This window comes from Tenacibaculum discolor (assembly GCF_003664185.1).
GTDB lineage: Bacteria > Bacteroidota > Bacteroidia > Flavobacteriales > Flavobacteriaceae > Polaribacter > Polaribacter discolor.
Genome location: NZ_RCCS01000010.1, coordinates 73662 through 99057, shown reverse-complemented (window position 1 = coordinate 99057; position 25396 = coordinate 73662). Strand labels below are relative to the sequence as shown.

The following is a 25396-nucleotide window of genomic DNA, read 5'->3' as shown; positions in this document are numbered from 1 at the left end:
ACTGAGTGATAACATAGGGGAAAACCTCATACTATACAGCCTTTTTTTGGTTTGTTGGTATGAGGTTTATTTTTTTACTACCAAAGGCAGCGTCCGCTAATAAGTACACAGAGAATATTGAGTTGAATCTATACCAATGTAAAAGCAGATAACATGCCGTGATATCAGCAACCCGTGCCGCGGTGTCTGCGGAGCATGCCGTGATATCAGCGACCCGTGCCGTGGTGTCTTCGGAGCATGCCGTGATATCAGCGACCCGTGCCGTGGTGTCTTCGGAGCATGCCGTGATATCAGCGACCCGTGCCGTGGTGTCTTCGGAGCATGCCGTGATATCAGCGACCCGTGCCGTGGTGTCTTCGGAGCATGCCGTGATATCAGCGACCCGTGCCGTGGTGTCTTCGGAGCATGCCGTAATATCAGCGACCCGTGCCGTGGTGTCTTCGGAGCATGCCGTGATATCAGCGACCCATACAATCTTTAATGACACTTAAAACATCTTTTATTACCTAAATAGCTGAGCTTATGGGATTCCGTAATAAAATTAAGTTATTATTAGTAAGTTCGTTAAAGTATAAGCAAACATAAAATACAATCATAAACATACTAAAGTGGTCGTATAACGATGTATTTTACATCTATATAAACAAGTTAGCCACAAGCAAAACAAAACCAATAATAATAGAATGAATCCAGTATTTCTTGACCTACATATCCACACTTCTGATGACCCTAACAATCTGAACCCAGATTACGATTTACAATTATTAGTGGACAATATCAATAATTATACTAATGATTCTACATTTTTAATCTCAATTACCGACCACAATACCATTAACAAAACAGTATATCTGAAAGCAAAAGATTTAGGAATAAATATATTGGTTGGAGTTGAACTTCATATAAAAAATTATAGCACCTGTCCGCCTTATCACTGCCATATTTATTTCAATTTAAATGAGATTACTGGTGAAATCATTGATGATTTGAACAGTAAATTAGATGAGTTATACCCAGACAAAGTAGTTCAAAAAGACGATGAGAATATTCCATCAATAGAAACTATTATAAACACCTTTGATTTATATGAGTTTTTGCTTTTACCACACGGAGGACAATCTCATTCTACATTTGACAAATCAATTCCTGATGGAGTTCGATTTGACAGTACGATGGAAAGAAGCATTTATTATAATCAATTTGATGGATTTACTGCAAGAGGAAATTCTGGATTGGAAAGAACACAAGACTATTTCAAAAAGCTTGGTATTAATGAGTTTGTGAATTTAATGACTTGCACGGATAATTATAACCCAAATCAATATCCTAACGCAAAATCCTCACAGGCAAAACCTTTCGTACCTACTTGGATGTTTTCACTACCGACCTTTAACGGTTTAAGATTGTCACTTTCAGAATCATCCAGATTAGCTTATTCAAAACAAAAACCAAAGAACTGGTCAGAAAACATAAGAGCAATAAAACTTTCCAAACCAAATATTGAAATAGATGTGGAATTAACATCAGGATTGAATGTTGTAATTGGAGGTTCTTCAAGCGGAAAAACCCTATTGGTAGATTCCATAAACAACAAAATCTATAATGACTTTTCAAAAAGTAATTACGGGCATTTTGAAGTGGAAAAAATAATTATTGAAAATCCTTCAGGTTTGCATCCTCATTATATATCTCAAAACTATATTATGAGTATTGTCAACGAAACTACAGACGACAATCTAGGTAACATCGATATAATTAAAAAAGTTTTTCCAGGCGATGATACGATACGTGAAAAAGTAGATGCAGGTCTTTTAAAATTAAAATCGGACTTAAAAGATTTAGTCAAATGCGTTAAAATAATTGAAGACGAAGACAAAAATTTAAAAAAAATACCAGTCCTTTCAAGGTTAGTTAACAAACAAGATGTTCAAAAAAACATCATATCGAATCTTTTACCATCACAAGAAATAATAGACAAAACCGAATATCCACAGCATCAGTATGAGCAGCACACATCAATCTTGGACGAGATTGAAACCCTTTTAACCGACAATCCATTTATTGACCATAATGAAGATTTGGTTGCTAATCTAAAAGAAGAGCTTCAACAGGCTTTCAATGTTTCTAAATTCGAAAACAAAACAAGAAAATTAATTCAAATATCTAAATCAGCGTATGACGAGCATTTAAAAGCATCAAATGAAGAAGAACAGTCTAAAAAACAACATTTTGATACACTAATTACAAGTATTAAAAATTACTCTAAAGCCTATTCACAATTCAAAAAAATTATTGAGAAAATTTCTGAATATGCAATTCGATGTGATTCAGAAGTAATCGAATCTATGGGACACAAACTATATATCCAAAATGATTTTAGTTTAACCAAAGAAAAATTTCTGGATGTGATTAATTTTTATTTAAAAACTGATAAGAAGGTTATTGACTTTGCACAATTAACACCTGAAAACTTATTCTTTCAAAATTTCAAACAACAGTCACCTAAAGTTCACAGTTATGATGATTTTGAAATTAAGGTGAATAAAAAATTTGAAGACCTGAACAAGAAAAAATATAAAATTGAAACGGCAGATGGAAGAGATTTTGATAATTTAAGTGCTGGTTGGAAAACATCTGTAATCCTCGATATCATTTTAGGTTATGATGGAGATATCGCACCAATTATAATCGACCAGCCAGAAGATAATTTAGCTACAAATTACATTAATAAAGGGCTAGTAAAAGCGATTAAAAAAATTAAGCCAAAAAAGCAAGTTATTTTAGTTTCTCACAATGCCACAATTCCAATGCTAGCTGATGCTCAAAACATTGTTCTATGTCAAAATATAGAGAATAAAATAAGTATTGTATCAAGTCGATTAGAAGGTCAAATAAATGATAAAAACGTACTTGATTTCATTGCTGAAATTACAGATGGAGGTAAACCTTCAATTAAAAAACGAGTAAAAAAATACAACCTTAAACATTTTACAGAATAAATGAAACTATATTTTTCAAAAGACGACCAAGATGAAATAGTTGTTAAAATGTCAACTTCTACTGTTCAAGAAGACTTTTCGTATGTCGAAATGATTAAAAATCTATTAAATAATAATGAATTTGATGAGACAGAATTCAGTAGCGACTTTTCAGATGATGAAAAATCAAGAATCGAAACAATGTTAAGTTCAATCAATGAATCTATAGCATCTGAAAATGGAGAAGAAAGTGGAACATCAGAAAATGCCAGTGGCTAACAATGTATATAAAAAATAGGCGAAACAGTAATAAATTAAAGGCTTTTAGCTCGTATCAAACTTTGTGTTTAATCGAAAGTTTGGTGCTTCGAAATCGCCTACTTTTCATATACTAACCGTTGTACGCAATATGAACAAGACTTATGAAATTTAGAGTTGGGAATTGGAGAATAGACTCAAAAAGTCTTGTAAGAATCCATTGGAAAAAATACTATCCGAAACTCGTGGTTCACGAAAAATATGAAAATCACGTTAAATGGATTTTGCGAATTTTAACTGTAATTGGAATTATTACAAGTTTTCTAATTCTTCCTTATTGGGCAGGAATTGCAGTAACTTTAGTTCTCTTTGGAATTGAACAGTTATTTGAGCGTACTTTATTCGAATATTCAGTAATGATACTACAACCTTTTCCTGATTTTGAAATTGAGTACGACCAATGGTTAACAAACGGTTATTTTTTATTAAACCCGGAATACGAACAAACAGATGGATATTTAAATTATTTTGGTCCTGCATACGCAGACAAAGAATATGCAATAAAATTCTTTAATTACATTCGCTCTTGGAATCAAGACAGCGATATTGACAAAGACAATAATATTTGTATTTCCTTTATCATCGAGAGTGATGTAAGTTATTCGACCTTTTTATATGCAAATCCTGACAGGAAATGGCTCAACCCAATGTTTGCGGATTATAAAGAAGCGATGAAACTGGAAAAATATGGGAAACAACAGCAAGAATTAGTTATGCAAATGGTGTTTTGGAAAAATCTTAAAATGAAAGAAGGTCTGTTTTTCCATAAATTCAGAGCACAACAGAAAAATAATGAACCATTCTTTTTTGCTCCTTTTTGGGTAGAAAATGAAAAACCGATTGAAGAGTTGAGAGTTTGGAAAACTCATTATAAAATTAAAGGGCGTTCTGAACTGACGCCAAATGAAATTGAATATTATTATAAATAAAATACTGCGTACAACAATGGCTATAAGTAATTGCTTGTTCTCGCCTACTTTTAAAAACAGTAGTTTTCTTATTCATTTCGTATTCATTAAATTAGAGATTTAAAAATGTAACTAATCTTATACGAATACGTTATGTATCTTTCTAAACACAAAACACTAAAACACTATTTAGGAGCGCTTTTTTTAATGCTTATTGTAACTTCCTGTAAAGGGCAAACACAAACAAACATAGAAAGAAATGTGGGTGGAGGTTGCCAAGACTGTAAAGCTTTATTGGATTATAAAATGCTTAACATAACACCTAAGTCAGTTGATACCTTACCTGGTTTTCATGAAAATGAGCCAAAACTAAAAATAACGGGTACTGCGTTTAAAAAAGACGGAAAAACACCTGCTGAAAATGTTATACTCTACATTTATCACACAGACAGAAATGGAATTTACCAACCCAGTGACAAACCTGTAGGTTGGGAAAAAAGACACGGACAATATAGAAATTGGCTAAAAACAGGTAACGATGGAAAATTTACTTTTTACACATTCAGGCCTGTATCTTACCCAAATACACAAGAGCCAGAGCACATTCATATTTATGTAAAAGAGCCCAATACTGTACCTTATTATATTGACAGCTATCAATTTGAAAGCGATCCTACTCTTACTGAAGAAAAAAAGCAATCAGAAAAAAACAGAGGTGGTTCTGGAATTATACAACTTAAAAAAGAAGATGGTATTTGGACTGCCAACAGAGATTTAATTTTAGGATTGAATATTCCTGATTATGAGTAAGTTTTTTTGCCTCGATAACAACAAGTATTTCTGAGTAGTGTTTGATACAAATGGCAAAAACCTATAAAAAGATAACTTTTTAACTTAACCTTATTTGATTAGCTCAGCAAAGACAAGGCTACTTTTATTGAATTTGATAACTCTTTTTTATCAGGGTTTACTTTAGAAACAACTCGAATACCATTATAAAGTGTGTAAAGAAGAGTGGCTATAGATTTTAAATCTTGACTGTTTTTTAATTGCCCTCTTTCTTTACCTGCTTTCAAGTACTCGTAAAATAAGTTTTGGAAATCGCATTTGTTTTCTATTAGCACTTTCTGTAAACTTTCGTCATTTGGAATAAGTTCTGTCGTAGCATTTACAACAAAACATCCTTTTTTATCTTCATCAAGAATAGCTTCTTCTATAGTTTTATTAAAAAGCTTAGAAAATCCTTCTTTCACATCTGGATAGTTTTTAAAAAACTCTATTAGTCCTTCTTTTGTAGTAGCTCTATAAAGCTCGAAAGATTTTTTAAATAACTGTTCTTTATCACCAAAAGTATCGTATAAACTTGCTCTGTTTATTCCTAAGTGGCATACCAAATCTTGTACAGAAGTAGCAGAATATCCTTGTTTCCAAAACAAACACATTGCTTTGGTTAGTACTTCTTTTTCATCAAATGATTTTACTCTTGGCATATAAAAAAAAATGTGGAAGCGATTAACTCTTCCACAAAATTACCATACTGGAACTTTCATTCCAAATATATTCAAAAAAATTTAACTCAATAGTGGGTTAATATTTATTCCTCCATCAATATTATACTCACTTCCTGTAATAAAAGAAGCATTATCTGAAGCTAAAAACGATACCAATTTTGCAACCTCTTCTGGTCGTCCAAATCGTTTTAAAGGTATACGATTTTCTATGGCTTGAGCAAGACCTTGTATTTGCTCTTCTTCCATTCCTGTTTTTTCAAAAATTGGTGTAGAAACTGGACCAGGGTTTACCGAATTAATTCGTATTCCTCTCGAAGCTAATTCAGTAGCTGCTGTTCTAGTATAAGAGTTTAATGCTGCTTTTGATGCTGCATATACAGCTGTATTTGGCATTCCGGTATAAGCGTTTATAGAAGATAAATTTATAATTGATGCTCCCTCATTTAAAATTGGTAGGAATTTTTCGGTAGTAAACACAGCTCCTTTAAAGTTAATAGCCATTTGATGATCAAACATTTCTTCACTTATACTTCCAACAGGTGCTGGTTGAAAAATACCCGCATTTACAAATAGTATATCAACTTTATTGAAGTCTCTCTTAACCTGTTCTACTAAGTTTTCAATAGCTGAAAGACTTTTTACATCAGCAACAATTCCCTTTACTCCTAGTTTTTGTGAAGCCTCTTCTACTTTTTCAGAATTTCTTCCTGTAATAATTACTGTTGCTCCTTGATTTTTTAATTCTTGAGCAGATGCAAACCCAATACCACTGTTTCCGCCAGTTACAACTGCTATTTTTCCTTTTAATGTACTCATTGTTTTTATTTTTAGTTAATAATTAATTATAGAACGATCATTCCATTTACAAACATACGTATATTAGAATGATTGTTCCAAATTAAATTTGCTCTTATTTCATTCGCTCAAATGTTAAAATACCGAACAGACTTGTCTGTTCTTTTGAAACTCTGTAACTTTGACATAAATTAAGAGATATGAGTAGTCCCAGAGAACGAATATTAGAAACAGTTGCACATTTATTTCATCAACAAGGTTATAACAGTACAGGTATTAACCAAGTTATTAAAGAAGCTAAAGTTGCTAAAGCTAGTTTTTATCAACACTTTAAATCAAAGGATGCTTTGTGTATTGACTTCTTAAATAACAGGCACGAGCTTTGGTTTAAAGAACTCTTTAAGTATACTTCAAAAAGTAAAAATTTAAAAGATAGAGTATTGCTAGCATTCGATTTTATAGCTTATATGAATACAAAAGAAAATTTTAGAGGTTGTAGCTTTCTAAATATTCTATCAGAAATATCTAAAGAACAAGAGGGCATTTTAACCGTAATTCAATTACATAAAAAAGAATTGAACAACTTTTTTAAAGAGTTAATAGACAATGAATTACTTGCTACACATATTTATCTGCTTTTTGAAAGTGCTATCATAGAAAGTCAACTCTTCAAATCAAATGAAATAGTATATAAATCAAAAAAAATCATACAAAACTTACTATAATTATTATGGAACAGAAACATCCACTACCTCCTTTTACCCTCGAAACAGCTAAGCAAAAAATTCAACTCGCAGAAGATGCTTGGAATTCTCAAAATCCTGAAAAGATAGCCTTAGCTTACACTGTTGATAGTGAATGGAGAAATAGAGACACCTTTGTTAATGGTAGAGAAGAAATTATTAACTTCTTGAGTAAAAAGTGGCAAAATGAGCTTAATTACAAATTAAAAAAAGAGTATTGGGCGCATAGTGAAAATAGAATTGCTGTACGCTTTGAATATGAATATCAGAACAAAGAAGGCAAATGGTTTAGGGCTTACGGTAATGAAAACTGGGAGTTTGATGATAACGGACAAATGAAAAAAAGATATGCTAGTATTAATGATCTTGAAATAGAGGAAGTTGATAGGTATCTTTAATTTTTTAGCATAAAATTGAAAAAGTGAATTATATATCCTTTTTACTTTAAAGGATTACTTATTGAATTAAATAATTGAACTGTAAAATGAATTATAAAATAGATGATATAAACAGTACCGAATATCAGGAAGTAGTTGACTTATGGGAGGCTTCCGTTAGGGCTACACATCATTTTTTAAAAGAAGAAGACATTTTATATTTTAAACCTCTTATTCTAAATACGTATTTAGATGCAGTAGAGTTAAAGTGCATTAAAATCAATAATAAAATAGTAGGTTTTTTAGGTGTTGCTGAACAAAATTTAGAAATGCTTTTTATCCACCCTGAATATAGAGGTAAAAAAGTAGGTAAAGCCTTATTAGAATACTCAATTGACAAATTGAATGTGGATAAGGTAGATGTAAATGAGCAAAATGAACAAGCAGTTGGTTTTTACAATCATTTTGGTTTTGAAACTATCAAACGTTCTGAACTAGACGCTACAGGAAAACCATACCCTATTTTACATATGCAGTTAAGTAATACTCTCTAAAAGAGCTTAAGGGTTATTACTAATAACTCTTATTCCTAAAATTAAAACAAAAAGAATTAACTTTATCAAACTGTAAAAACTAATCTTTTGTAGTTTTACAATATACTAACCTAAAACCTAAACTTTTATAAACACGCGTCTATGGAAACAGTTACTACTAAAACAAGTAATACTTTTAGTGATCGTATTAAACTGCCTTTTAACTTTGATACTACCAAAATGCTTGAAGAAGCTAAAGCTTTACAATTAGATAATTTTGAATATTATGATGTAATTGCTTTGCGGTCGCCTGCACACCTAGTTGATACATCATTACCTTTCCCTCCTCCTGCTGAAGATTATGCTGATGGTTCGTGGACAGATTGGTTAGATACTAATGCTTTAAAAAAATCTCCATACTTAACTAGTGTTATCGATTTTTTTAAAGAAAATACTACAGTTAACTTAGTTAGGTTACTTCGATTAGCTCCATATTCAACAGTTAAAGAACATACGGATCCTACCTTAGGTTTAGAGGTTGAAAGATCAGTAATTCGGCTTACAATACCTATTCTTAATAATGATAATGTTACTTTTTATTTAAATGACACTCCAGTATTGATGAAACCAGGAGAATGTTGGTACATGAGACTTACAGATCCTCATAAGGTTATTAATAATGGTGATGAAGAACGTATAAACCTTACCATAGACATGATTCCTAACGATTGGATTCGAAGGGTTATTAAAGAAAGTGCACAAAATTCTAAATAAAATAAAAAGGGTACGCTAATACGTACCCTTTTTTGTTTTATATAACTTTATAGTCTATTCTAAAGCTCCTAAATAACGCTCTGCGTCTAAAGCAGCCATACAACCTGTACCTGCTGCTGTTACTGCTTGACGGTATTCTTTATCTTGAATATCACCAGCGGCAAAAACTCCTGGTAAGTTTGTTTTGGTAGATTTACCTTTTGTTATTAAATATCCTGTTTCATCCATATCTAATAAACCTTTGAATAAATCAGAGTTTGGTTTGTGACCTATCGCAATAAATACACCTGTTACAGGAATTTCTGTTTTTTCACCAGTTTGGTTATTAACAGCACGAACTCCTTCAACAACATTTTCTCCTAATACCTCATCAATTTCAGTATTATACATAACAGTAATATTTTCTGTTTTGTTAACACGGTGTTGCATTGCTTTAGAAGCACGCATATAGTCTTTACGAACTAACATAGTTACTTTACTACAAATATTCGCTAAGTATGTTGCCTCTTCTGCTGCAGTGTCTCCTGCTCCAACTACAACAACATCTTGCCCTTTATAAAAGAAACCATCACAAGTAGCACAAGCCGAAACCCCACCACCAATTAAACGTTGTTCACTTTCTAATCCTAAATATTTAGCAGTAGCTCCAGTAGAAATAATTATAGTTTGAGCCTCTATCTCTGTCGATTCATCTACAATTACTTTATGAATTCCTCCTTCTTCTTTAGAAAGCTCTACTTTAGTAACCATTCCAAAACGAACATCTGTTCCGAAACGCTCTGCTTGACTTTTTAAATCTTCCATCATTGCTGTTCCATCAGTTCCTTTTGGATATCCTGGGAAATTATCTACCTCGGTAGTTGTAGTTAACTGACCTCCCATTTGCATTCCTGTATACATAACTGGTTTCATGTCTGCTCTCGCTGCATAAATAGCTGCTGTGTAACCTGCTGGACCAGACCCAATAATCAAACATTTAATTTTTTCTGCCATTATCTTGAATTTTTGAAGTTACAAATGTAATTTTTTTTTATTTCTAGTTATCTGCTTTTAAATATATTTTAACTATCGTCTTATAAAATCAAATTATTTAATAAATATTTCATTTTTTTATTTGTTGTTTGCTTTTTTTTTCTACATTTGCAGTCCCAATTATTCGGGGTGTAGCCTCTCGTTTTACTCGAGATAAACTACACTACGAATTTTACACTTTTCGGGGTGTAGCGTAGCCCGGTCATCGCGCCTGCTTTGGGAGCAGGAGGTCGCAGGTTCGAATCCTGCCACCCCGACGAAAATCCTGTAAGTCATATGATTTACAGGATTTTTTATTTGACTAATTATTCTTTTTACTAAGCTTATTTTTCTTCTTCCTATTTTCTAATTAATTTCACGCAGTTTTAGTTCTATCATTATACCATGAAAACCATACCTGTAAGACATTTAAAAACTTCTCAAAAAGAGCCAAACCTATCTGGTGATTTTATGATTAAAAGTCTTCAAGAACTTCTTAACGGGAAAAATATGGTTCATGAACTTCATAGACACGATTTTTTCTTCTTTTTGGCTTTGAAAAAAGGTACAGGAAATCACGAAATAGATTTTGTTAATTATGATGTAACCGATTATACTATTTTTATAATCCGACCTGGTCAAGTTCACAAATTAGATTTAGACAGTAATTGTGAAGGTTACATGATTCAATTTAATACTGAATTTTACTATTCAATTCAAAAAGAGTTAAATTCTTTGTTGCAAAAAGTAAGTGCTATTAATTATTATCAATTAAAAAAAGATGATTTTTTAAAATTAAATCTATTACTAACATCTATTTTCACCGAATATAAAAACAAAGCTGTAGCATATAAAGAAGTTATAAAATCTAATCTTAATATTCTTTTTATAGAATTAATAAGGTTAAAAAACACCAATAACAAAACACTTAATACCAAAGACTTATATATTCAAGAGCGTCTTGAAGAGTTTTTGCATTCATTAGAAACTAATATTATAAAAATTAAGCAAGTGTCTCAATATGCAGACATGCTAAACTTATCTAACTATCAATTAAATACAATAACCAAACAAACCTTAAGTAAAACTGCATCCCAGCTTATTAACGAACAAATTATATTAGAATCTAAAAGATACCTTTTAGCATCTTCCAATCAAATAAATCAAATAGCATATCATTTAGGCTATGAAGATGTTTCTTATTTTATACGTTTTTTTAAGAAACATACTGGTTACTCTCCTGAAGCTTTTAGAAAAAAGCTAAAATAAGTACAACACTATTTTACATTTATCCTATCATTGAGGCTTGAACTCAATATACTTTTACATCGTATAAATTAAATTAAAAACACGATGAAAAAAAGCGATTTAAAGTATATAGATTTTTGGAATGAAAGATATCAAGACCTCAACTTTGCCTATGGTAAAGAACCAAACTTATTTTTTAAAAAAGAGCTTCAAAAATTAAAAACAGGATCAATTTTATTACCTGCTGACGGAGAAGGTAGAAATGGTGTGTACGCTTCAAAATTAGGTTGGGATGTTACTGCTACCGATTTAAGCATTGAAGGAAAAAATAAAGCTCTAAAGTTAGCCAACGAGTTTGATACAAATTTAAAATATGTTGTAGGTGATATACAAGACCTTGAATTTCCTAAAGAATCTTTTGATGCTATTGGTTTAATCTACGCACATTTTACAGCTTGGAAAATTTCTGCAATTCATCAAAAATTAGTTACACTTCTTAAATCTGGAGGATACATCATATTCGAAGCGTTCAGTGAAAATCATTTAAAGTATCAGGCTGACAATCCAAAAATAGGTGGACCAAAGGATATAAATATGCTTTTTTCAGTAGAACAAATACAACAAGATTTTACTGGTTTTGAAATTCAAGTTTTAGAAGAAGAGGAAGTTTTTTTGAATGAAGGAAACTCTCACAACGGCAAAGGAAGTGTGATTCGCTTTATAGGTAAAAAACTCTAGTAATAATGAAAAATCTGCTAACTATAGATTTTGTATTTAGATTAATGTTAAGCTTATTATACAAAGTTGATTTTAGAAAGAAAAAGAAACCGTTTAGTTTACTATGATTTTTTTTATCCCCACTCTCCACTAAATGTTACTCAATAAGAACTATTTTAATCATATAAAAAAACCTTGGAACTACATGATTCCAAGGTTTTACAACTAACTCTACAAATCTAACATACTTGCTTTACAAGAATGCTATTCTTTTAGTAAAACTTCCTCAAAAAACTTGTCTTTAAGTTTTTGGTAAGCTTCCAAATTATTATGATAATTCTCACGTAACCTATCGTACTCTCCTAAATAAGCCATGTCGCACTGAATATCATCACACTCCGCTACATTTACATAGGTATTTGAATATGACAAAACAGTTTTATAAAGCTCATTGTTTATTTTTTTTCTCTCAGAAAAAAGCTTCAATGTTTCTTCAGAAATGGCTTTATTTATTAAAGAGTGTTCATGTAAGCTTAAAAGATTGTCAATTTCTTTATTAACATATTGCAATTGATCTACCCATCCTTTTAACTCTACATGGTTGTATTTATGTACTACATCTATATCGCTACCGTGATTATTAAGTGTCATTTTTTTGTCTTTAAATTAAGGTACTAAAACTCTCTTCCCCCTCTTTTTGAGTTACTTTTAAAATTTTAACTTCTTTCCTTCCTCCTGGTAAATCCCAGTGAACTACATCGTTTAAAGCATAACCAAATAAAGCTATGCCTATTGGTGTTAAAATGGAAATCTTGTTGTTTTTTAAATCCTTTTCAGTTGGTTTTACAATCTGAATAGTTTTTTTCCAATCATCTCCAGAAGTTATAGTCACAACAGTATTCAATCGTACCACATCATCTAGCATTTCATCTTCATCTAAAATTTTAGCCGATTTTAACTCTTCAGCAAACTTATCTAGTGATGTTTGTACTTTATCTTCTTCAGTATGCTCTGAAACATTTAGCAAACTCTTAATGTACACATACTCTTTTTTCTCTAGAACTAAACTTCCGTATTTCATTTTACTTCTTTTTATGGAAAAATACCTCGTTGAACATAAGCCTTTTCAATACGCTGTATAGCTATACAGTAAGCTGCTTTTCGCATGTCTACACCTTCCAACTTTGCATAGTCTGAAACTCTGGTATATGAGTCTTTTAGTTTCTTATCTAATCGCACAATAACCTCTTCCATATTCCATAACTCACCATTACGGTTTTGAAGCCATTCAAAGTAACTAGTAATTACACCTCCTGAATTACATAATATATCAGGAATTATTGTTACTCCTTTTTCTAAAAGGATTTTTTCTCCTTCTACATTTATAGGGCCATTTGCTCCTTCTGCTATTAAATTAGCTTTAATTAAGTGTGCGTTATCTTCAGTAATTTGATTTCCTAAAGCGGCTGGAATACAAATATCACAGTCAATAGCAAAGAAGTCTTCTTTTTCTATCTCTGTTGACTCTGGGTATCCAACTAAACTTCCGTTATTAGCTTTCGTATAGTTGAAAAGGTCTTCTACCTTGATTCCACTTGTATTTTGAATACTTCCGTAAGCATCTTGAACTCCTGTCATTTTAGCTCCTTCTTTTTCTAAGAAATAAGCAGCCCAATACCCAACATTTCCAAAGCCTTGAACGATAAAGGTTTTACCTTCTAAAGTTTGGTTATTTTCTTCTACCCAAAACTTAATTGTTAGGAACACTCCGTAACCTGTAGCTCTGTCTCTTCCTTCTAGACCTCCACTACCAATTGGTTTTCCTGTAACTACATGTTGATTCATTGAACGTTCTGCAGGAGCTTTAGTACTCATATATGTATCTGCCATCCACGCCATAGTTTGAGCGTTTGTGTTTACATCTGGAGCAGGAATATCATGTTCTGGACCAATATTATCACCTAAAGCAAACGTAAAACGTCTTGTAATTCGCTCTAATTCATCTTTTGAATATTTAGTAGGATCAATTTGTATACCTCCTTTACCTCCACCATATGGTAAACCTGCCAAAGATGTTTTCCATGTCATCCACATAGCCAGAGCTCTTGCTGCATCTATATCTACCGTTGGATGATAACGTAAACCTCCTTTATATGGTCCCAAAGCATTATTGTGCTGTACACGATATCCTTGAAAAATTTCAACATCACCATTATCCATCTTCACAGGAAAATTAACAATGATTTCGTTATTCGTAATACTTAATATTTTACGAATATTAGGGTGTAAACCAATTTGATCAGATGCACTATTAAACTGCTCTAATACATTATCAACCATTCCTCTAGCATTCTTTCGCTTCACTGGTTTTTTTAATTCTTTGGTTAATGTCATCTCACTTATGTTTGAATTTATTTTACTTTCTGATACTTCACTTTTTGTATTATTCATACTTTATTTATTAGTAAGCTTTTCTTGTCTTAAGCAGTTTGAACTTGCATTTCAGGGCTTACAACTGCCTCTTTTTTCTTCTCTTTCTCTACTACTTCATTTACCTCATTATACTCACTACACGACCATACCTTTTCTTTAGATTTGGTTAACACACATGTATTTACTTCTATACATGATGGACAAATGTTAAAAGGATTCGTATTCATAAATTACATTTATTTTATTTTCATCTATAAAGGCAAATGGCATGCCGACGAATATGCCAAAAAAACAAAAAACCTCTGAATCCCTTTATTTATAAAGGATTCAGAAGTTTCTTTGAAATTTTATTTTAAAGTTTAAGTGGGGAGTTTCTCCTCATATGGAGAAAAAACTCTCAAAAAAGATGTTTTATTCTTTCAGCTTTTCTCGCAGTGTCTTACGATCTATTTGGAGAATTTTTGCCGCTTTTGTTTTATTATTATTAGTAGCATTTAATACATGTTGTATGTGACGCTTTTCCATTTCTCTTAAAGATATCAATCCTTCTTCAGAAAAATCGACATTATATTTTAATGAATCAGGTAAGTGCTCTACCTCTACTATACGATCACACATAATTACCGCACGTTGTATTATATTTTCTAATTCTCTTATATTTCCAGGCCAATTGTATCGTTGAAGTATATCTGTAGCTTTGGGACTTATTTTTATGAATCTATCTTTGTACTCTATTCCATATTTAAATAGAAACTTTTCCACCAACATAGAAATATCCTCTTTTCTTTCTCTTAAAGGTGGCACCTCTATTTCAACAACTGTTAATCTATAAAACAAATCTTCTCGAAACGTTCCTTTTTGAATCATTTCCTTTAGATTATTGTTTGTTGCTGCAATAATTCTAACATCAACTTTTTCTGCTTTTTGAGCTCCAACCTTTACTACTTCCTTTTCCTGTAAAACTCTTAATAATTTAGATTGTACATTTAAAGAAGCGTTACCTATTTCATCTAAAAAAATAGTTCCTCCATTTGCAGCTTGAAAAAAACCATTCCTATTACTTTCTGCTCCTGTAAAAGCGCCTTTTACATAACCAAATAATTCAGATTCTAATAAATTTTCAGGAATTGCCCCACAGTTTACAGCTATATATGGCCCTTTAGCAAACTTACCTTCATAATGTATTGCTCTTGCTACTAATTCTTTACCTGTACCGCTTTCACCCTTAATAGAAACTGTAGCTTTATTATTTTTAACTCGATCTATTATTTGAAAAATTTCATTAATCTTTTCAGAAGCCCCTATCATGTCTCCATAAAAGTCTTTCTTCTCTTTTTTTTGAGCAGCACTTTTCTTACTTATTCCTGATTTTGATAATGCATCATCCATTGCCGTTTTCAACTCGTTTTTAGTAAATGGCTTCGTTAGGTATGCTACTACACCTGACTTAATTGCCTCTAGTGAATCTTGAACAGATGGATACCCTGTTACAATAAGTTTTGGTAGCTTTGGATAATGCTCCGAGACAAATTTAACTAACTCGAAACCATCAACTTCAGGCATTTTTAAATCTGTAATTAACAAATCAATTGGCGTATCTCTTAAAATTGTAACTGCTTCTTTAACCGATACCGCCTTGTAGGTATGATAGTTCCAAGACTGTAAATGTCGATGTAACAATTCTAAAATATGAACATCATCATCTACTATTAATATATTTTCTTTTTTTAACGGCATTTCTTTTATTTTGGTAACCTAACCTCAAAGATAGCACCTTTTTCAATGCCATTTTTAGCAGTTATTGTTCCTTTATGACTCGATACAATACCATGCACAACACTTAATCCCAGCCCTGTTCCTTCTCCTGTTGGTTTCGTTGTGAAGAAAGGTTGAAACACTTTTTCAAGAGCTTCATTACTTAAACCTATTCCTTCATCAGAAATTCTTAAAACAACTTCTTTATCTGTTTGGAATGTTTCTATAGTAACAAGCCCGTCTTTAGGTGAAAAATAAATAGCGTTTATAATAAGGTTAAAAATAATTTGAGTAAGTTGAACTGTATCTGCTCGCAACCATAATTCTGACTCCTCAACTTTCACTAAATATTTTACAGACTGCCTTCTAAAAGTAGCGTCCAGTAAATTTATAGCATCTTTTATACTTGGAATTATATTTACTTTTTTCATTTCTTGCGGCATTTCACAAGCAAAATACATGAGTTTTTTTACTACTTCTCTTGAAAAAATTGCGCTTTGAATAATTTTATCTACATCAGCCAAAGCCTTTTCATTACTGGACATATCCGCTTTCAATAGCTCTGAATAACCTAATATGTTAGCTAGGGGGGTATTTAATTCATGGGCAATACCAGCGGTTAATTCTCCTAAGATTGATAAACGATCGGCATGTTCCATTTTACGTCTCATCGACAACTCATTGTTCTTTATTTCAATACGCTCTAAAAGTCCTCCTATTTTTATAGCAACGGTGTCAAATAATTCTTTTTCTTCCTTTAGGTATAAATTATCCTTAAGTTCCTTTCCTCTTATAAATGCTGATATTTTTCCTTTAGGAATATTAAATACTGAAATAGGACTTGAAATAATACAAAACTCTTCCTCGGTTTTACTTTCCTCTTCAGAATATTTTTCCGTATCAATAAAAACTCGCGTGTTTTTTGGAAACTGTAATGCTTTTTTTAAACTTTTAGCTATGGCTTTTAAAGCTACATCAACTTGATCTAGGTTTGCATTTATTATTAAAGATGTTACTTCATATAAACAAGTTAACTCTTTTATACGTTCTTTTAGTTCTTTTTCTGTTGCGCTTGCTGACCTCATTAAGTAGTTGTTTTACTCTGATAAACTCTTTTACTTTCTGAGAATAAAAATACAAAATAACTTTCCTCCACTTACTTCATTTATAAAACTACTACAATATATATTCTCTTTTATGCTTTACCTATTTTATGTAAATTCGTAACTATGGAATTACTTTTTATAGGTTTGGCGGGAGGTGCCATTATATCCTATTACATTTTTAAAAAATTCACCTCAGCAAAAAGAAAAAATTTAACCGAAAAACAATCGGTAGTTCTGCTAGATAAGATTAAAAAAGTATCTAAATTAATTACTGTTGAAGGGGAATTTGCCGAGATATATCATCATGAAAACACCAAAGAGAAGTTTTTAGGACTTGTTACTAGTAAGAAAAAAGCCATTATTTTAATTAATGCTAAAGTTCATATTGGTTTTGATTTTAGAAAAATAAAAATGCATACCGACACGAAGAAAAAGGTATTGGTTTTATCTGAATTCCCACAACCCGAAGTATTTTCAATAGAACCAAACTTACGTTTCTATGACATACAAAACGGATTACTTAACAAGTTTAGTTCTGAAGATTTAACTGAAGTAAATAAAGAAGCTAAAGATCACATTCTTCAAAAAATACCTGAAAGTAATTTAATGCAAACCGCAAATAAAGAAGCCTTAGAGGCTGTTACCTTAATGCAAAATTTAGTGGAAACTATTGGATGGAAACTAGACTACACAGCTTTAAAGATTCCTGAATCAACTCAAAATTTAATTGAATAATGAATATTGAAGAATTTCGTAACTATTGCATTACCAAAAAAGGAGTTACTGAACATTTTCCATTTGATGATAATGTTTTAGTATTTAAAGTAATGAATAAAATGTTTTCGTTATCGGGTTTAGATAGCTGGGAGCAACATGAGCCTAAGGTTAATTTAAAATGTGATCCTGAACGTGCTTTAGAATTAAGAGCTGAGTATGAAAGTATTAATCCAGGATTTCACATGAGTAAGAAACATTGGAATACAGTTACTTTAAACAATGATGTTTCTGATACTTTTGTTTTTGAATTAATTGATCACTCATACGAACTTATAGTAAAAGGATTAACAAAAAAACTTAAAGAAGAATTAAAATCGTTGTAACCCAATGCTTAAATCTGACCTTAGAAAACTATATAAACAAAAGAGAAATACTCTTACAATAACTAAAAAAGAAAAATTACAAGAGAGTATTTACCAACAAATATTCGAGTTAAAAACTGATAATATTAGTACTGTACATTTGTTTTTATCCATGCGAAAGTTTAATGAAATAGACACTCAACCTATCATTGATTTTTTTAGAGATAAAGGAAAAAGAATTATTGTTAGTCGTTGTAATTTTGAAGATGACTCGCTAACTCATTTCTACTTTGAAAAAGAAACCAAACTAGAACTCAACAAATTTGGAGTTCCAGAACCTATAAATGCAGAAGAAGCAGATGTAAAAGATATTGACTTGGTTTTTGTGCCTATGTTAATTTCTGACGAACAAAACTATAGAGTTGGTTACGGTAAAGGGTTTTATGATCGATTTTTATCAGAATGTAGAGAAGACACTCAAACTATCGGACTCAACTTCTTTTCTCCTATCAAAAAGATAAAAGATACCCATGAATTTGATGTCCCACTAAATTCTGTGATATATCCAAAATAAAAAATCCCGCTAAGAGCGGGATTTTTTATTTTATATAACTAACGATTATCCATTCATTGAAATCAGGAACTCATCGTTATTTAATGATCTTTTAATTCTGTCTTGAATAAACTCCATTGCTTCAATAGGATTCATATCTGCTAAATACTTACGTAATACCCACATACGTTGTACTGTCTTTTCATCTAATAATAAATCATCACGACGTGTGCTCGATTTAATTAAATCAATTGCAGGATAAATTCTACGATTGGCAATATTACGTTCTAATTGTAACTCCATGTTACCTGTTCCTTTGAATTCTTCAAAGATAACCTCATCCATTTTCGAACCAGTTTCGGTAAGTGCAGTAGCAATAATAGTTAACGAACCACCATTTTCAATATTACGAGCTGCACCAAAGAAACGTTTTGGTTTATGTAATGCATTCGCATCGATACCTCCTGATAAGATTTTACCAGATGCTGGTGCTACTGTATTGTAAGCTCTTGCTAAACGTGTAATAGAATCTAATAAAATCACTACATCATGTCCACATTCAACTAATCGTTTTGCTTTTTCTAATACGATATTGGCAACACGTACATGTTTATCTGCTGGTTCATCAAAAGTAGATGCTACAACTTCACCACGTACACTACGTTGCATATCAGTTACCTCTTCAGGACGCTCATCAATTAATAAAACTATTTGATATACTTCTGGATGATTCGCTGCAATTGCTTTTGCTACATCTTTTAACAATACTGTTTTACCAGTTTTAGGCTGCGCTACAATCATACCACGTTGTCCTTTCCCTATTGGAGAAAACAAATCGATAATTCTAGTAGATAATGTGCTTCCTTTTTCTGCTAAATTGAATTTCTCATTAGCAAATAATGGTGTTAAATGTTCAAATGAAACACGATCACGAACAATATTTGGATTTAATCCATTAATTTTTGAAACTCTAATTAAAGGGAAATACTTCTCTCCTTCTTTTGGAGGACGAACATTACCTCTTACAGTATCTCCTGTTTTTAATCCAAACAACTTAATTTGAGATTGAGAAACATAAATATCATCTGGAGATGACAAATAGTTATAATCAGAAGAACGTAAAAACCCATACCCATCAGGCATCATTTCTAATACACCTTCACTCTCTATAATACCATCAAATTCAAAATCAGGATCACGGTACTTATTACCACTTTTGTGATGTTGTTTATTTGTATTCTGATTTTTATTGTGCTTATTACCTCTATCTCTGTTGCTATGATTTTTATTATGCTGCTGCTTTTGTTGTTGAGGTTGTTGCTGCTTTTTATCTTCAACAGCTTTAGGAGGCTGTTTCTTATCTTCTACCCTCTTTTTAGGCTTAGCAACTGGCTCCTTTTTTTCTGGAGCTTCTTTTATCTCAGGCTTAACAACAACCTTATCTTCCTGTTTTTCAACAGCAGTAGTTGTAGTATTAGCTTCTGTTTTAGATATTCTTTTTCTTTTTGGCTTCTCTGCTTTAGGAGCAGGTTTTGGTTTAGCCTCATTAGCACTTGCTTCTGCTTGCGCATCTAAAATTTTGTATACTAAGTCTAACTTCTTAAGTTGACTAATTTTCGTTAATCCTATTGATTTCGCAATAACTTGTAAGTCAGCTAATTTTTTAGTTTTTAATTCCGAAATATCGAACATTCGTTAAATAGTTAAGTTACTAAAATTCCTTATGTATAAAGAATTATTTTGTATTAAGTTTTGTTTTGAGTGCTAATTATATAGGGGCTATATAATAATTTTGTGCGGTTACATACAAGGCAAATATATACAAATATTTTAACTTCTAATATTTCTTTTTAAAAAAAGAAGTATTACATTTGCTACCCGATAAAAAATTATGATACAAAGAATACAATCTATATACTTATTAGTAGCAGGAATTATCTCTGGAGGATTGACTTTTTTATTTAGTCTTTGGAGTAACTCTCAAACTAACACTATATATATATTGGATTTGTTTTCTGGAAACTCAATTCTAGAAAAAAGTATTCCTGTTTTATTTTTTATTTCGGCTTTAGTATCTATTGTTACAATATTTTTATTTAAAAACCGTCAGTTACAATTTGTACTAAACCGCTTAAACATATTGATAAATCTTTTTTTATTAGGAGTATTGATATATTTATCACAAACATTATCTGGAGAAGCTTCGGTTTCTGAGAAAGGTATTGGGATGTTCTTTCCTATCATTGTTGTTTTGCTGTTAGTTTTAGCAAATAGAGCCATTAAGAAGGATGAAGATCTTGTAAAATCTGTAGATAGATTACGATAAACCTAACATCTTAGTATATTTAGTGCGAAAAAAACCGAGGATTAATTCTCGGTTTTTTTATTTTTGTTTCCTAAGCTATTCAAGGCCTACAGCTTTAAATGTTAAAGAAATGTTAAAAAAAACTCAGGGTTAACCCTGAGTCATTAATGAAACGATTAGGGATACTGTGTATTGTGCACACTGTTTTAACCTCATAAATTTGTAACTGTAATAACAACCATGAATTACAACAAGATAAAAGTTCACATAGCAGATGACCATAAGATTTTAATAGACGGAGTCATTGCTTTATTAAATACTGAAGACGACATTGAAGTTGAGGGTTTTTCTTTAACTGGAAGACAAGTAGTAAACTGGTCCTCTAAAAATACAGCAGATGTATTAGTTTTAGATATTAACATGCCTGAGATGGATGGTATAGAAGTTTTAAAAACGTTTAAAAAACGTAATACAACTATTAAAACAATAATACTATCTAGTTTAAGCGACCCAAAACTTGTTCAAGAAATGATTGCGTTAGGCGCTAATGGTTTTGTAGATAAAAGTCGAGCTAATGAGCAAATAATTGATGCCATTAAAGTTGTACACAACGGCATACAATACATTAGTGAAGATATTAAAGTAAAATTATTAGACTTATATGCTTCTGATGCAAAAGAAGAAGACGAGCCAGAATATTTGCATGGAGATTTAACGGAGAGGGAAATTGCTGTATTAAAGTTAATTGCTAAAGAGAAAAGCTCCAGTGAAATTGCAAATCAACTCAATGTCAGTATAAAAACAGTAGAAACATATAGAAGTAATTTATATAAAAAATTAAAAGTAAGGAATGTAGTAGGTTTAGCGATGTATGCAGTGAGAAACAAAATAGTGTAAAGACATAATCAACCCTTCAAATTTTCTTTAGTCCCCCAGATTAAGAAGAAGCCCCCCGAGTCTATACACTTTATGCATCGCTAATCAACTACTTCTAATAACAATAAACCCAATAGCGATGTACGCGTTATTTAACATAGTATAGAAAACCCCTTCATTTTGTTTTCTTTTATCCCCTAAGAGATATCGTCCCCCGTCTCTTAACATCTATCCTAAGTACATCGCTATTTTTTAAAAACCTAATCTCAATAATAAACACCAAATAAGTCATGAAAAAATTTACTCCTTATTTCTTAGCTTTAAGCCTTAGTGTTATTTTTGCTTCATGTTCTTCTAACGAAGCGGAAGTTATAGAGAATAATCCTGAAAACTTATTACAGTCATATACACTTAAAAGAGATGCTACTGGTGCATACTCTATTGATTTCAATACAACAAACAATACAGATGTAACTACAGTAACTAATGTAGACAACTCAAAAGAAATAATTTTAGCTGAAACTCCGCAAAAAACAGCTACGAAACACTCTAATGATTTTTCTATAGAAAATGATCATTTAAAAATTGGTTTTTTAGAGGCTAATAATGGTAAACGAAAAAGTATATATATCGAGGACGAAAACATTACTTTTGCTAAAGGAATTACTGAATTCTTAAACTCATATAGCATTACAGCAAATGAAGATGGAACATATCAGTTAAATTTTGTAGTTAATGATAATGTTGCTACAGATTTCATTTATAATGAAAAAATTGAAGCTTACGAAGTTCACCTATCAAACGGAAATGCTTTGCAGAAAGTATTTTCTAGACAATTAGAAATGAGTCCTAATGAAACTCTTAAAATTAATTTTGTTAATCACAAAAACACCTCAAATAAATCAGATACTGAAGTTCATGTTTCTGTTGAAGAAAAACCCGTTATTGTAATATCATAAATACTAACATTGTTTTATTTGAAAAAAATACAAATCTTATTTTCTTTCTTATTAATAAGTTTTTCAATCTGTGCTAATAACAACATAAAACAAGAGCAAAGAAAAAAAAATGTTTTTAATAAAGAAACTGCTTCTCTTAACAAAGAGCTATCTCTTTTGCAAAGAGATAGCTCTTTGTTAAAAAAAATTAAAGAGTCAAAAACCCTCTTTCAAAAGAAAAATTACTCCCAAAGCTTAACAAAGGCTCTGTCTCTTTTGAAAAAGAGCAAGAAGGTTAAAGATTTAGATTCAGAAGTAGAATTATATTTTTTAATAGGAGATATTTTTACAGAAACCAATAACTACTCTAAAGCTTTATTATACTATAAAAAAGCAAATCAAAGGCTTAGCAATGAAATTCAATCAGATTACAACAATGAATTAATCAAAACAAAACCAAACCTTATTTTTAAAGAAGATTTATATGCAAAAAGTTTACTTGACATTGGTAGCTCTTTTTTAAGACAAGAAGAAAAGGACAGTTCTCTTATATATTTTCAAAAATTAATAAATATTAAATCTAAATCAAAGGATTTATTATCATATAAAGCGAGAGCATACAGTAATCTATCAGGTATTTACTTTAAAAGAAAGGAATATGAGAAGGCTAAAGAAAATGCTAATTCTGCTATAGAGATACACAGAAGTCAAAATAACAGAATATTCTTATCAGCTGCAATAACTAACTTAGCTAGCATTTATCTCCTTGAAAAAAAATATAATAAAGCTAGAGAAAAATATTATGAAAGTCTTGAACTCATAGAAAAAGATACTAGCATTAAAGCCGTTAAATTTAAAGAAAGGTTATATCTTAATTTATCGTTTGCATTATACAAACTTAAAGACTATACTGCTTATGACTATCAAGAAAAGTCTTATAATATTAAAGATGATTTAAGAGACAAGGAAATAAGGAGAATGATTGAGGAAATTTATGCTCAACAAGAAGTAAATTTAGAAAAAGAAAAAATAGCCTTAGTAGAAGAACAACGAAAATTAGAAGAAGCTCAAGAAGCCAAAACCTCTATGCTATTTGGTGCTTTAAGTTTTTTGGTTTTAATTGTTTCAGGTGTAATTATTTACAACTATAAACTTCGTCAAAAAAACCTACGTCTTAAACTATCTGAAAGTAAACTTATACAGCAACAAAACCTTGAAAAGGTAAAATCAGAAGCACAGGTTAAAATTCTTAATGCAACGATAGATGGGAAAGAAACAGAACGAAAACTCATTGCTGAAATATTACATGATAACGTTAGCGCATTGCTTTCTTCTGCAAATATGCATTTAACAGCTACAAAAAAACAATTTGACGGAGATGCTCCACAAGAAATAGAAAAAACACAAGCTATTATTTCTGAAGCCTCTCAAAAAGTTAGAGACTTATCTCATAATTTAGTTTCTTCTATTTTATTAAAATTCGGACTTGAATATGCTATTAAGGATGTCGTTAAAAAGTATTCTAATAGTCAATTAAAACTTGAAGTTTCTGCAAAAAACATAAATAGATATAATCAAGAATTTGAAATAAAAATATTTAATGTGATTCAAGAATTAATCAATAACATCTTGAAGCACAGTAAAGCCAAACATGCACAAATAGATTTAAAAGAAGAGAAGAGTCAACTAACCGTTCTCGTTAAGGATGATGGGGTAGGATTTTCTACCTCGTCTTCTTCTTTTTCTGATGGTATTGGTCTTAATCAAGTTGAAGCTAGAATTCACATGATGGATGGTAAACTAACCATAAAATCTGAAGTAAATGTAGGCACTACAATACACATTACAGTTCCTATACTAAAAAAGGAAAAAAACTATAATCAGTTAACCTCTGTTAGCTAATTCTATAATTTCCATATTTTTCACATTACCTTTATCTATTTCAAAACGTAGCATGGTTCTAATTTTATGAAATCCGTGGTTTCCTGCTGCTCCAGGATTTAAGTGAAGTAAATTTAATTTTTTATCGTACTGAACTTTTAAAATATGTGAATGTCCACAAATAAACAACTGTGGTCTATTCGTTTTTAATTCTTCCCTAACTCTTTGATTATACTTATTTGGATAACCTCCTATATGAGTTATCCAAACTGAAACACCATCAACAACAAATTTATTATCTAACGGAAACTCTACCCTAGCATTTTTATCATCAATATTCCCATAAACAGCTCTAAGTGGTTTAAGTTTTTTTATTGTATCCGTAACTTCTAAATCACCAATATCACCTGCATGCCAAACCTCATCAGCTTGCTTTACAAACTTTAAAATTTGTTCATCAATAAAACTATGTGTATCGGAAAGGAGTAAAATCTTCTTCATCAGGACAAAACTAACGAATTAAAAAGGAAAAATCCACGACATTACATCATGGATTT

General features: G+C 31.1%; 28 protein-coding genes and 1 tRNA gene. 18 read left to right on the top strand and 11 right to left on the bottom strand.

Going from position 1 to position 25396, the window contains the following annotated elements; translation table 11 throughout:
• Positions 1 to 683 precede the first annotated feature (683 nt).
• From C8N27_RS13940 to C8N27_RS13925, 4 genes are all read left to right on the top strand, one after another.
• The gene (locus tag C8N27_RS13940) at positions 684 to 2999 is read left to right on the top strand and encodes a PHP domain-containing protein (protein WP_121148222.1); all 2316 of its coding nucleotides are present in this window, start codon (positions 684 to 686) and stop codon (positions 2997 to 2999) included.
• A gap of 48 nt (positions 3000 to 3047) precedes the next feature.
• Positions 3048 to 3257 (top strand): hypothetical protein, encoded by a 210-nt coding sequence (locus tag C8N27_RS13935; RefSeq protein WP_147431747.1) that lies wholly within the window; start codon positions 3048 to 3050, stop codon positions 3255 to 3257.
• A gap of 143 nt (positions 3258 to 3400) precedes the next feature.
• A complete protein-coding gene (locus tag C8N27_RS13930; RefSeq protein WP_121148217.1) occupies positions 3401 to 4225 on the top strand; it encodes a hypothetical protein in 825 nt (274 codons plus the stop codon).
• Positions 4226 to 4357: 132 nt separating this feature from the next.
• The gene (locus tag C8N27_RS13925; protein WP_121148214.1) at positions 4358 to 5014 is read left to right on the top strand and encodes a peptidase associated/transthyretin-like domain-containing protein; all 657 of its coding nucleotides are present in this window, start codon (positions 4358 to 4360) and stop codon (positions 5012 to 5014) included.
• A gap of 98 nt (positions 5015 to 5112) precedes the next feature.
• On the opposite strand, the gene C8N27_RS13920 is transcribed toward C8N27_RS13925, so the two are convergent.
• On the bottom strand, positions 5113 to 5694 hold the full coding sequence (locus C8N27_RS13920; RefSeq protein ID WP_121148212.1) for a TetR/AcrR family transcriptional regulator: 582 nt from the start codon (positions 5692 to 5694) through the stop codon (positions 5113 to 5115).
• A gap of 81 nt (positions 5695 to 5775) precedes the next feature.
• Positions 5776 to 6531: an SDR family oxidoreductase gene (locus tag C8N27_RS13915; RefSeq protein ID WP_099214006.1), complete on the bottom strand. Its 756-nt coding sequence runs from the start codon at positions 6529 to 6531 to the stop codon at positions 5776 to 5778.
• Positions 6532 to 6710: 179 nt separating this feature from the next.
• Here C8N27_RS13915 and C8N27_RS13910 point away from each other — a divergent pair, with 179 nt between their 5' ends.
• From C8N27_RS13910 to C8N27_RS13895, 4 genes are all read left to right on the top strand, one after another.
• Positions 6711 to 7235 (top strand): TetR/AcrR family transcriptional regulator, encoded by a 525-nt coding sequence (locus C8N27_RS13910; RefSeq protein WP_121148209.1) that lies wholly within the window; start codon positions 6711 to 6713, stop codon positions 7233 to 7235.
• 5 nt (positions 7236 to 7240) lie between these two features.
• Positions 7241 to 7651: a nuclear transport factor 2 family protein gene (locus C8N27_RS13905; protein WP_099214004.1), complete on the top strand. Its 411-nt coding sequence runs from the start codon at positions 7241 to 7243 to the stop codon at positions 7649 to 7651.
• Between the two features lie 86 nt (positions 7652 to 7737).
• Complete coding sequence (locus C8N27_RS13900; protein ID WP_121148206.1) at positions 7738 to 8184, top strand: GNAT family N-acetyltransferase; 447 nt, start codon at positions 7738 to 7740, stop codon at positions 8182 to 8184.
• Positions 8185 to 8325: 141 nt separating this feature from the next.
• Positions 8326 to 8937: an aspartyl/asparaginyl beta-hydroxylase domain-containing protein gene (locus C8N27_RS13895; RefSeq protein ID WP_121148204.1), complete on the top strand. Its 612-nt coding sequence runs from the start codon at positions 8326 to 8328 to the stop codon at positions 8935 to 8937.
• 54 nt (positions 8938 to 8991) lie between these two features.
• Here the strand turns inward: C8N27_RS13895 and trxB are convergent, their stop codons facing one another.
• Positions 8992 to 9930: a thioredoxin-disulfide reductase gene (gene trxB / locus C8N27_RS13890; RefSeq protein WP_099214001.1), complete on the bottom strand. Its 939-nt coding sequence runs from the start codon at positions 9928 to 9930 to the stop codon at positions 8992 to 8994.
• A 221-nt stretch (positions 9931 to 10151) separates the two neighbouring features.
• On the opposite strand from trxB, the gene C8N27_RS13885 reads away from it, so the two are divergent.
• The 3 genes from C8N27_RS13885 (at position 10152) to C8N27_RS13875 (ending at position 11934) form a co-directional block, all read left to right on the top strand.
• Positions 10152 to 10226, top strand: a tRNA-Pro gene (locus C8N27_RS13885).
• A 127-nt stretch (positions 10227 to 10353) separates the two neighbouring features.
• Positions 10354 to 11217, top strand: coding sequence for an AraC family transcriptional regulator (locus tag C8N27_RS13880; protein ID WP_121148201.1), 864 nt, complete (start codon positions 10354 to 10356; stop codon positions 11215 to 11217).
• Between the two features lie 84 nt (positions 11218 to 11301).
• On the top strand, positions 11302 to 11934 hold the full coding sequence (locus C8N27_RS13875; RefSeq protein WP_121148198.1) for a class I SAM-dependent methyltransferase: 633 nt from the start codon (positions 11302 to 11304) through the stop codon (positions 11932 to 11934).
• Positions 11935 to 12177: 243 nt separating this feature from the next.
• On the opposite strand, the gene C8N27_RS13870 is transcribed toward C8N27_RS13875, so the two are convergent.
• From C8N27_RS13870 to C8N27_RS13845, 6 genes are all read right to left on the bottom strand, one after another.
• Complete coding sequence (locus C8N27_RS13870; RefSeq protein WP_121148196.1) at positions 12178 to 12564, bottom strand: hypothetical protein; 387 nt, start codon at positions 12562 to 12564, stop codon at positions 12178 to 12180.
• A gap of 10 nt (positions 12565 to 12574) precedes the next feature.
• Entirely contained in the window at positions 12575 to 12994 is a 420-nt protein-coding gene (locus tag C8N27_RS13865) for a GreA/GreB family elongation factor (RefSeq protein ID WP_121148193.1), read from the bottom strand.
• A gap of 11 nt (positions 12995 to 13005) precedes the next feature.
• A complete protein-coding gene (locus C8N27_RS13860; RefSeq protein WP_121148480.1) occupies positions 13006 to 14307 on the bottom strand; it encodes a Glu/Leu/Phe/Val family dehydrogenase in 1302 nt (433 codons plus the stop codon).
• A gap of 86 nt (positions 14308 to 14393) precedes the next feature.
• Positions 14394 to 14573 carry a hypothetical protein gene (locus C8N27_RS13855; RefSeq protein WP_121148191.1) on the bottom strand — a complete coding sequence of 60 codons (180 nt, stop codon included), beginning with the start codon at positions 14571 to 14573 and terminating at the stop codon, positions 14394 to 14396.
• A gap of 184 nt (positions 14574 to 14757) precedes the next feature.
• On the bottom strand, positions 14758 to 16083 hold the full coding sequence (locus C8N27_RS13850) for a sigma-54-dependent transcriptional regulator (RefSeq protein ID WP_121148189.1): 1326 nt from the start codon (positions 16081 to 16083) through the stop codon (positions 14758 to 14760).
• Positions 16084 to 16088: 5 nt separating this feature from the next.
• Entirely contained in the window at positions 16089 to 17186 is a 1098-nt protein-coding gene (locus tag C8N27_RS13845; protein ID WP_121148187.1) for a sensor histidine kinase, read from the bottom strand.
• A 144-nt stretch (positions 17187 to 17330) separates the two neighbouring features.
• Here C8N27_RS13845 and C8N27_RS13840 point away from each other — a divergent pair, with 144 nt between their 5' ends.
• From C8N27_RS13840 to C8N27_RS13830, 3 genes are read left to right on the top strand one after another with little or no spacing between them, the layout of a single operon-like run.
• A complete protein-coding gene (locus tag C8N27_RS13840) occupies positions 17331 to 17942 on the top strand; it encodes a DUF4230 domain-containing protein (RefSeq protein ID WP_121148185.1) in 612 nt (203 codons plus the stop codon).
• Positions 17942 to 18307: an MmcQ/YjbR family DNA-binding protein gene (locus C8N27_RS13835; protein WP_099213993.1), complete on the top strand. Its 366-nt coding sequence runs from the start codon at positions 17942 to 17944 to the stop codon at positions 18305 to 18307. The genes C8N27_RS13840 and C8N27_RS13835 overlap by 1 nt, the downstream gene beginning before the upstream one ends.
• Before the next feature lie 4 nt (positions 18308 to 18311).
• Positions 18312 to 18860 (top strand): 5-formyltetrahydrofolate cyclo-ligase, encoded by a 549-nt coding sequence (locus C8N27_RS13830; RefSeq protein WP_121148182.1) that lies wholly within the window; start codon positions 18312 to 18314, stop codon positions 18858 to 18860.
• Between the two features lie 45 nt (positions 18861 to 18905).
• Here the strand turns inward: C8N27_RS13830 and rho are convergent, their stop codons facing one another.
• Complete coding sequence (gene rho, locus C8N27_RS13825; protein ID WP_121148180.1) at positions 18906 to 20531, bottom strand: transcription termination factor Rho; 1626 nt, start codon at positions 20529 to 20531, stop codon at positions 18906 to 18908.
• Positions 20532 to 20730: 199 nt separating this feature from the next.
• Between rho and C8N27_RS13820 the strand changes: the two genes are divergently transcribed.
• From C8N27_RS13820 to C8N27_RS13805, 4 genes are all read left to right on the top strand, one after another.
• Positions 20731 to 21165 (top strand): DUF4293 domain-containing protein, encoded by a 435-nt coding sequence (locus C8N27_RS13820; protein WP_121148177.1) that lies wholly within the window; start codon positions 20731 to 20733, stop codon positions 21163 to 21165.
• Positions 21166 to 21384: 219 nt separating this feature from the next.
• Positions 21385 to 22041: a response regulator gene (locus C8N27_RS13815; RefSeq protein WP_099213987.1), complete on the top strand. Its 657-nt coding sequence runs from the start codon at positions 21385 to 21387 to the stop codon at positions 22039 to 22041.
• 269 nt (positions 22042 to 22310) lie between these two features.
• Entirely contained in the window at positions 22311 to 22979 is a 669-nt protein-coding gene (locus C8N27_RS13810) for a hypothetical protein (protein ID WP_099213985.1), read from the top strand.
• Positions 22980 to 23234: 255 nt separating this feature from the next.
• Entirely contained in the window at positions 23235 to 24860 is a 1626-nt protein-coding gene (locus tag C8N27_RS13805; RefSeq protein ID WP_147431746.1) for a tetratricopeptide repeat-containing sensor histidine kinase, read from the top strand.
• On the opposite strand, the gene C8N27_RS13800 is transcribed toward C8N27_RS13805, so the two are convergent.
• The gene (locus tag C8N27_RS13800; RefSeq protein WP_099213982.1) at positions 24843 to 25340 is read right to left on the bottom strand and encodes a metallophosphoesterase family protein; all 498 of its coding nucleotides are present in this window, start codon (positions 25338 to 25340) and stop codon (positions 24843 to 24845) included. The genes C8N27_RS13805 and C8N27_RS13800 overlap by 18 nt on opposite strands.
• Positions 25341 to 25396 lie beyond the last annotated feature (56 nt).

Bases quoted from the DNA above. Each gene is read 5' to 3' on its own strand.
- C8N27_RS13815 (WP_099213987.1), top strand. From the start codon at position 21,385: ATGAATTACAACAAGATAAAAGTTCACATAGCAGATGACCATAAGATT.
- C8N27_RS13830 (WP_121148182.1), top strand. From the start codon at position 18,312: ATGCTTAAATCTGACCTTAGAAAACTATATAAACAAAAGAGAAATACT.
- C8N27_RS13900 (WP_121148206.1), top strand. From the start codon at position 7,738: ATGAATTATAAAATAGATGATATAAACAGTACCGAATATCAGGAAGTA.
- C8N27_RS13800 (WP_099213982.1), bottom strand. From the start codon at position 25,340: ATGAAGAAGATTTTACTCCTTTCCGATACACATAGTTTTATTGATGAA.
- C8N27_RS13920 (WP_121148212.1), bottom strand. From the start codon at position 5,694: ATGCCAAGAGTAAAATCATTTGATGAAAAAGAAGTACTAACCAAAGCA.
- trxB (WP_099214001.1), bottom strand. From the start codon at position 9,930: ATGGCAGAAAAAATTAAATGTTTGATTATTGGGTCTGGTCCAGCAGGT.
- C8N27_RS13850 (WP_121148189.1), bottom strand. From the start codon at position 16,083: ATGCCGTTAAAAAAAGAAAATATATTAATAGTAGATGATGATGTTCAT.
- C8N27_RS13860 (WP_121148480.1), bottom strand. From the start codon at position 14,307: ATGACATTAACCAAAGAATTAAAAAAACCAGTGAAGCGAAAGAATGCT.
- rho (WP_121148180.1), bottom strand. From the start codon at position 20,531: ATGTTCGATATTTCGGAATTAAAAACTAAAAAATTAGCTGACTTACAA.
- C8N27_RS13935 (WP_147431747.1), top strand. From the start codon at position 3,048: ATGTCAACTTCTACTGTTCAAGAAGACTTTTCGTATGTCGAAATGATT.
- C8N27_RS13880 (WP_121148201.1), top strand. From the start codon at position 10,354: ATGAAAACCATACCTGTAAGACATTTAAAAACTTCTCAAAAAGAGCCA.
- C8N27_RS13930 (WP_121148217.1), top strand. From the start codon at position 3,401: ATGAAATTTAGAGTTGGGAATTGGAGAATAGACTCAAAAAGTCTTGTA.
- C8N27_RS13865 (WP_121148193.1), bottom strand. From the start codon at position 12,994: ATGAAATACGGAAGTTTAGTTCTAGAGAAAAAAGAGTATGTGTACATT.
- C8N27_RS13905 (WP_099214004.1), top strand. From the start codon at position 7,241: ATGGAACAGAAACATCCACTACCTCCTTTTACCCTCGAAACAGCTAAG.
- C8N27_RS13810 (WP_099213985.1), top strand. From the start codon at position 22,311: ATGAAAAAATTTACTCCTTATTTCTTAGCTTTAAGCCTTAGTGTTATT.
- C8N27_RS13925 (WP_121148214.1), top strand. From the start codon at position 4,358: ATGTATCTTTCTAAACACAAAACACTAAAACACTATTTAGGAGCGCTT.
- C8N27_RS13915 (WP_099214006.1), bottom strand. From the start codon at position 6,531: ATGAGTACATTAAAAGGAAAAATAGCAGTTGTAACTGGCGGAAACAGT.
- C8N27_RS13870 (WP_121148196.1), bottom strand. From the start codon at position 12,564: ATGACACTTAATAATCACGGTAGCGATATAGATGTAGTACATAAATAC.
- C8N27_RS13940 (WP_121148222.1), top strand. From the start codon at position 684: ATGAATCCAGTATTTCTTGACCTACATATCCACACTTCTGATGACCCT.
- C8N27_RS13875 (WP_121148198.1), top strand. From the start codon at position 11,302: ATGAAAAAAAGCGATTTAAAGTATATAGATTTTTGGAATGAAAGATAT.
- C8N27_RS13895 (WP_121148204.1), top strand. From the start codon at position 8,326: ATGGAAACAGTTACTACTAAAACAAGTAATACTTTTAGTGATCGTATT.
- C8N27_RS13840 (WP_121148185.1), top strand. From the start codon at position 17,331: ATGGAATTACTTTTTATAGGTTTGGCGGGAGGTGCCATTATATCCTAT.
- C8N27_RS13910 (WP_121148209.1), top strand. From the start codon at position 6,711: ATGAGTAGTCCCAGAGAACGAATATTAGAAACAGTTGCACATTTATTT.
- C8N27_RS13845 (WP_121148187.1), bottom strand. From the start codon at position 17,186: ATGAGGTCAGCAAGCGCAACAGAAAAAGAACTAAAAGAACGTATAAAA.
- C8N27_RS13820 (WP_121148177.1), top strand. From the start codon at position 20,731: ATGATACAAAGAATACAATCTATATACTTATTAGTAGCAGGAATTATC.
- C8N27_RS13855 (WP_121148191.1), bottom strand. From the start codon at position 14,573: ATGAATACGAATCCTTTTAACATTTGTCCATCATGTATAGAAGTAAAT.
- C8N27_RS13835 (WP_099213993.1), top strand. From the start codon at position 17,942: ATGAATATTGAAGAATTTCGTAACTATTGCATTACCAAAAAAGGAGTT.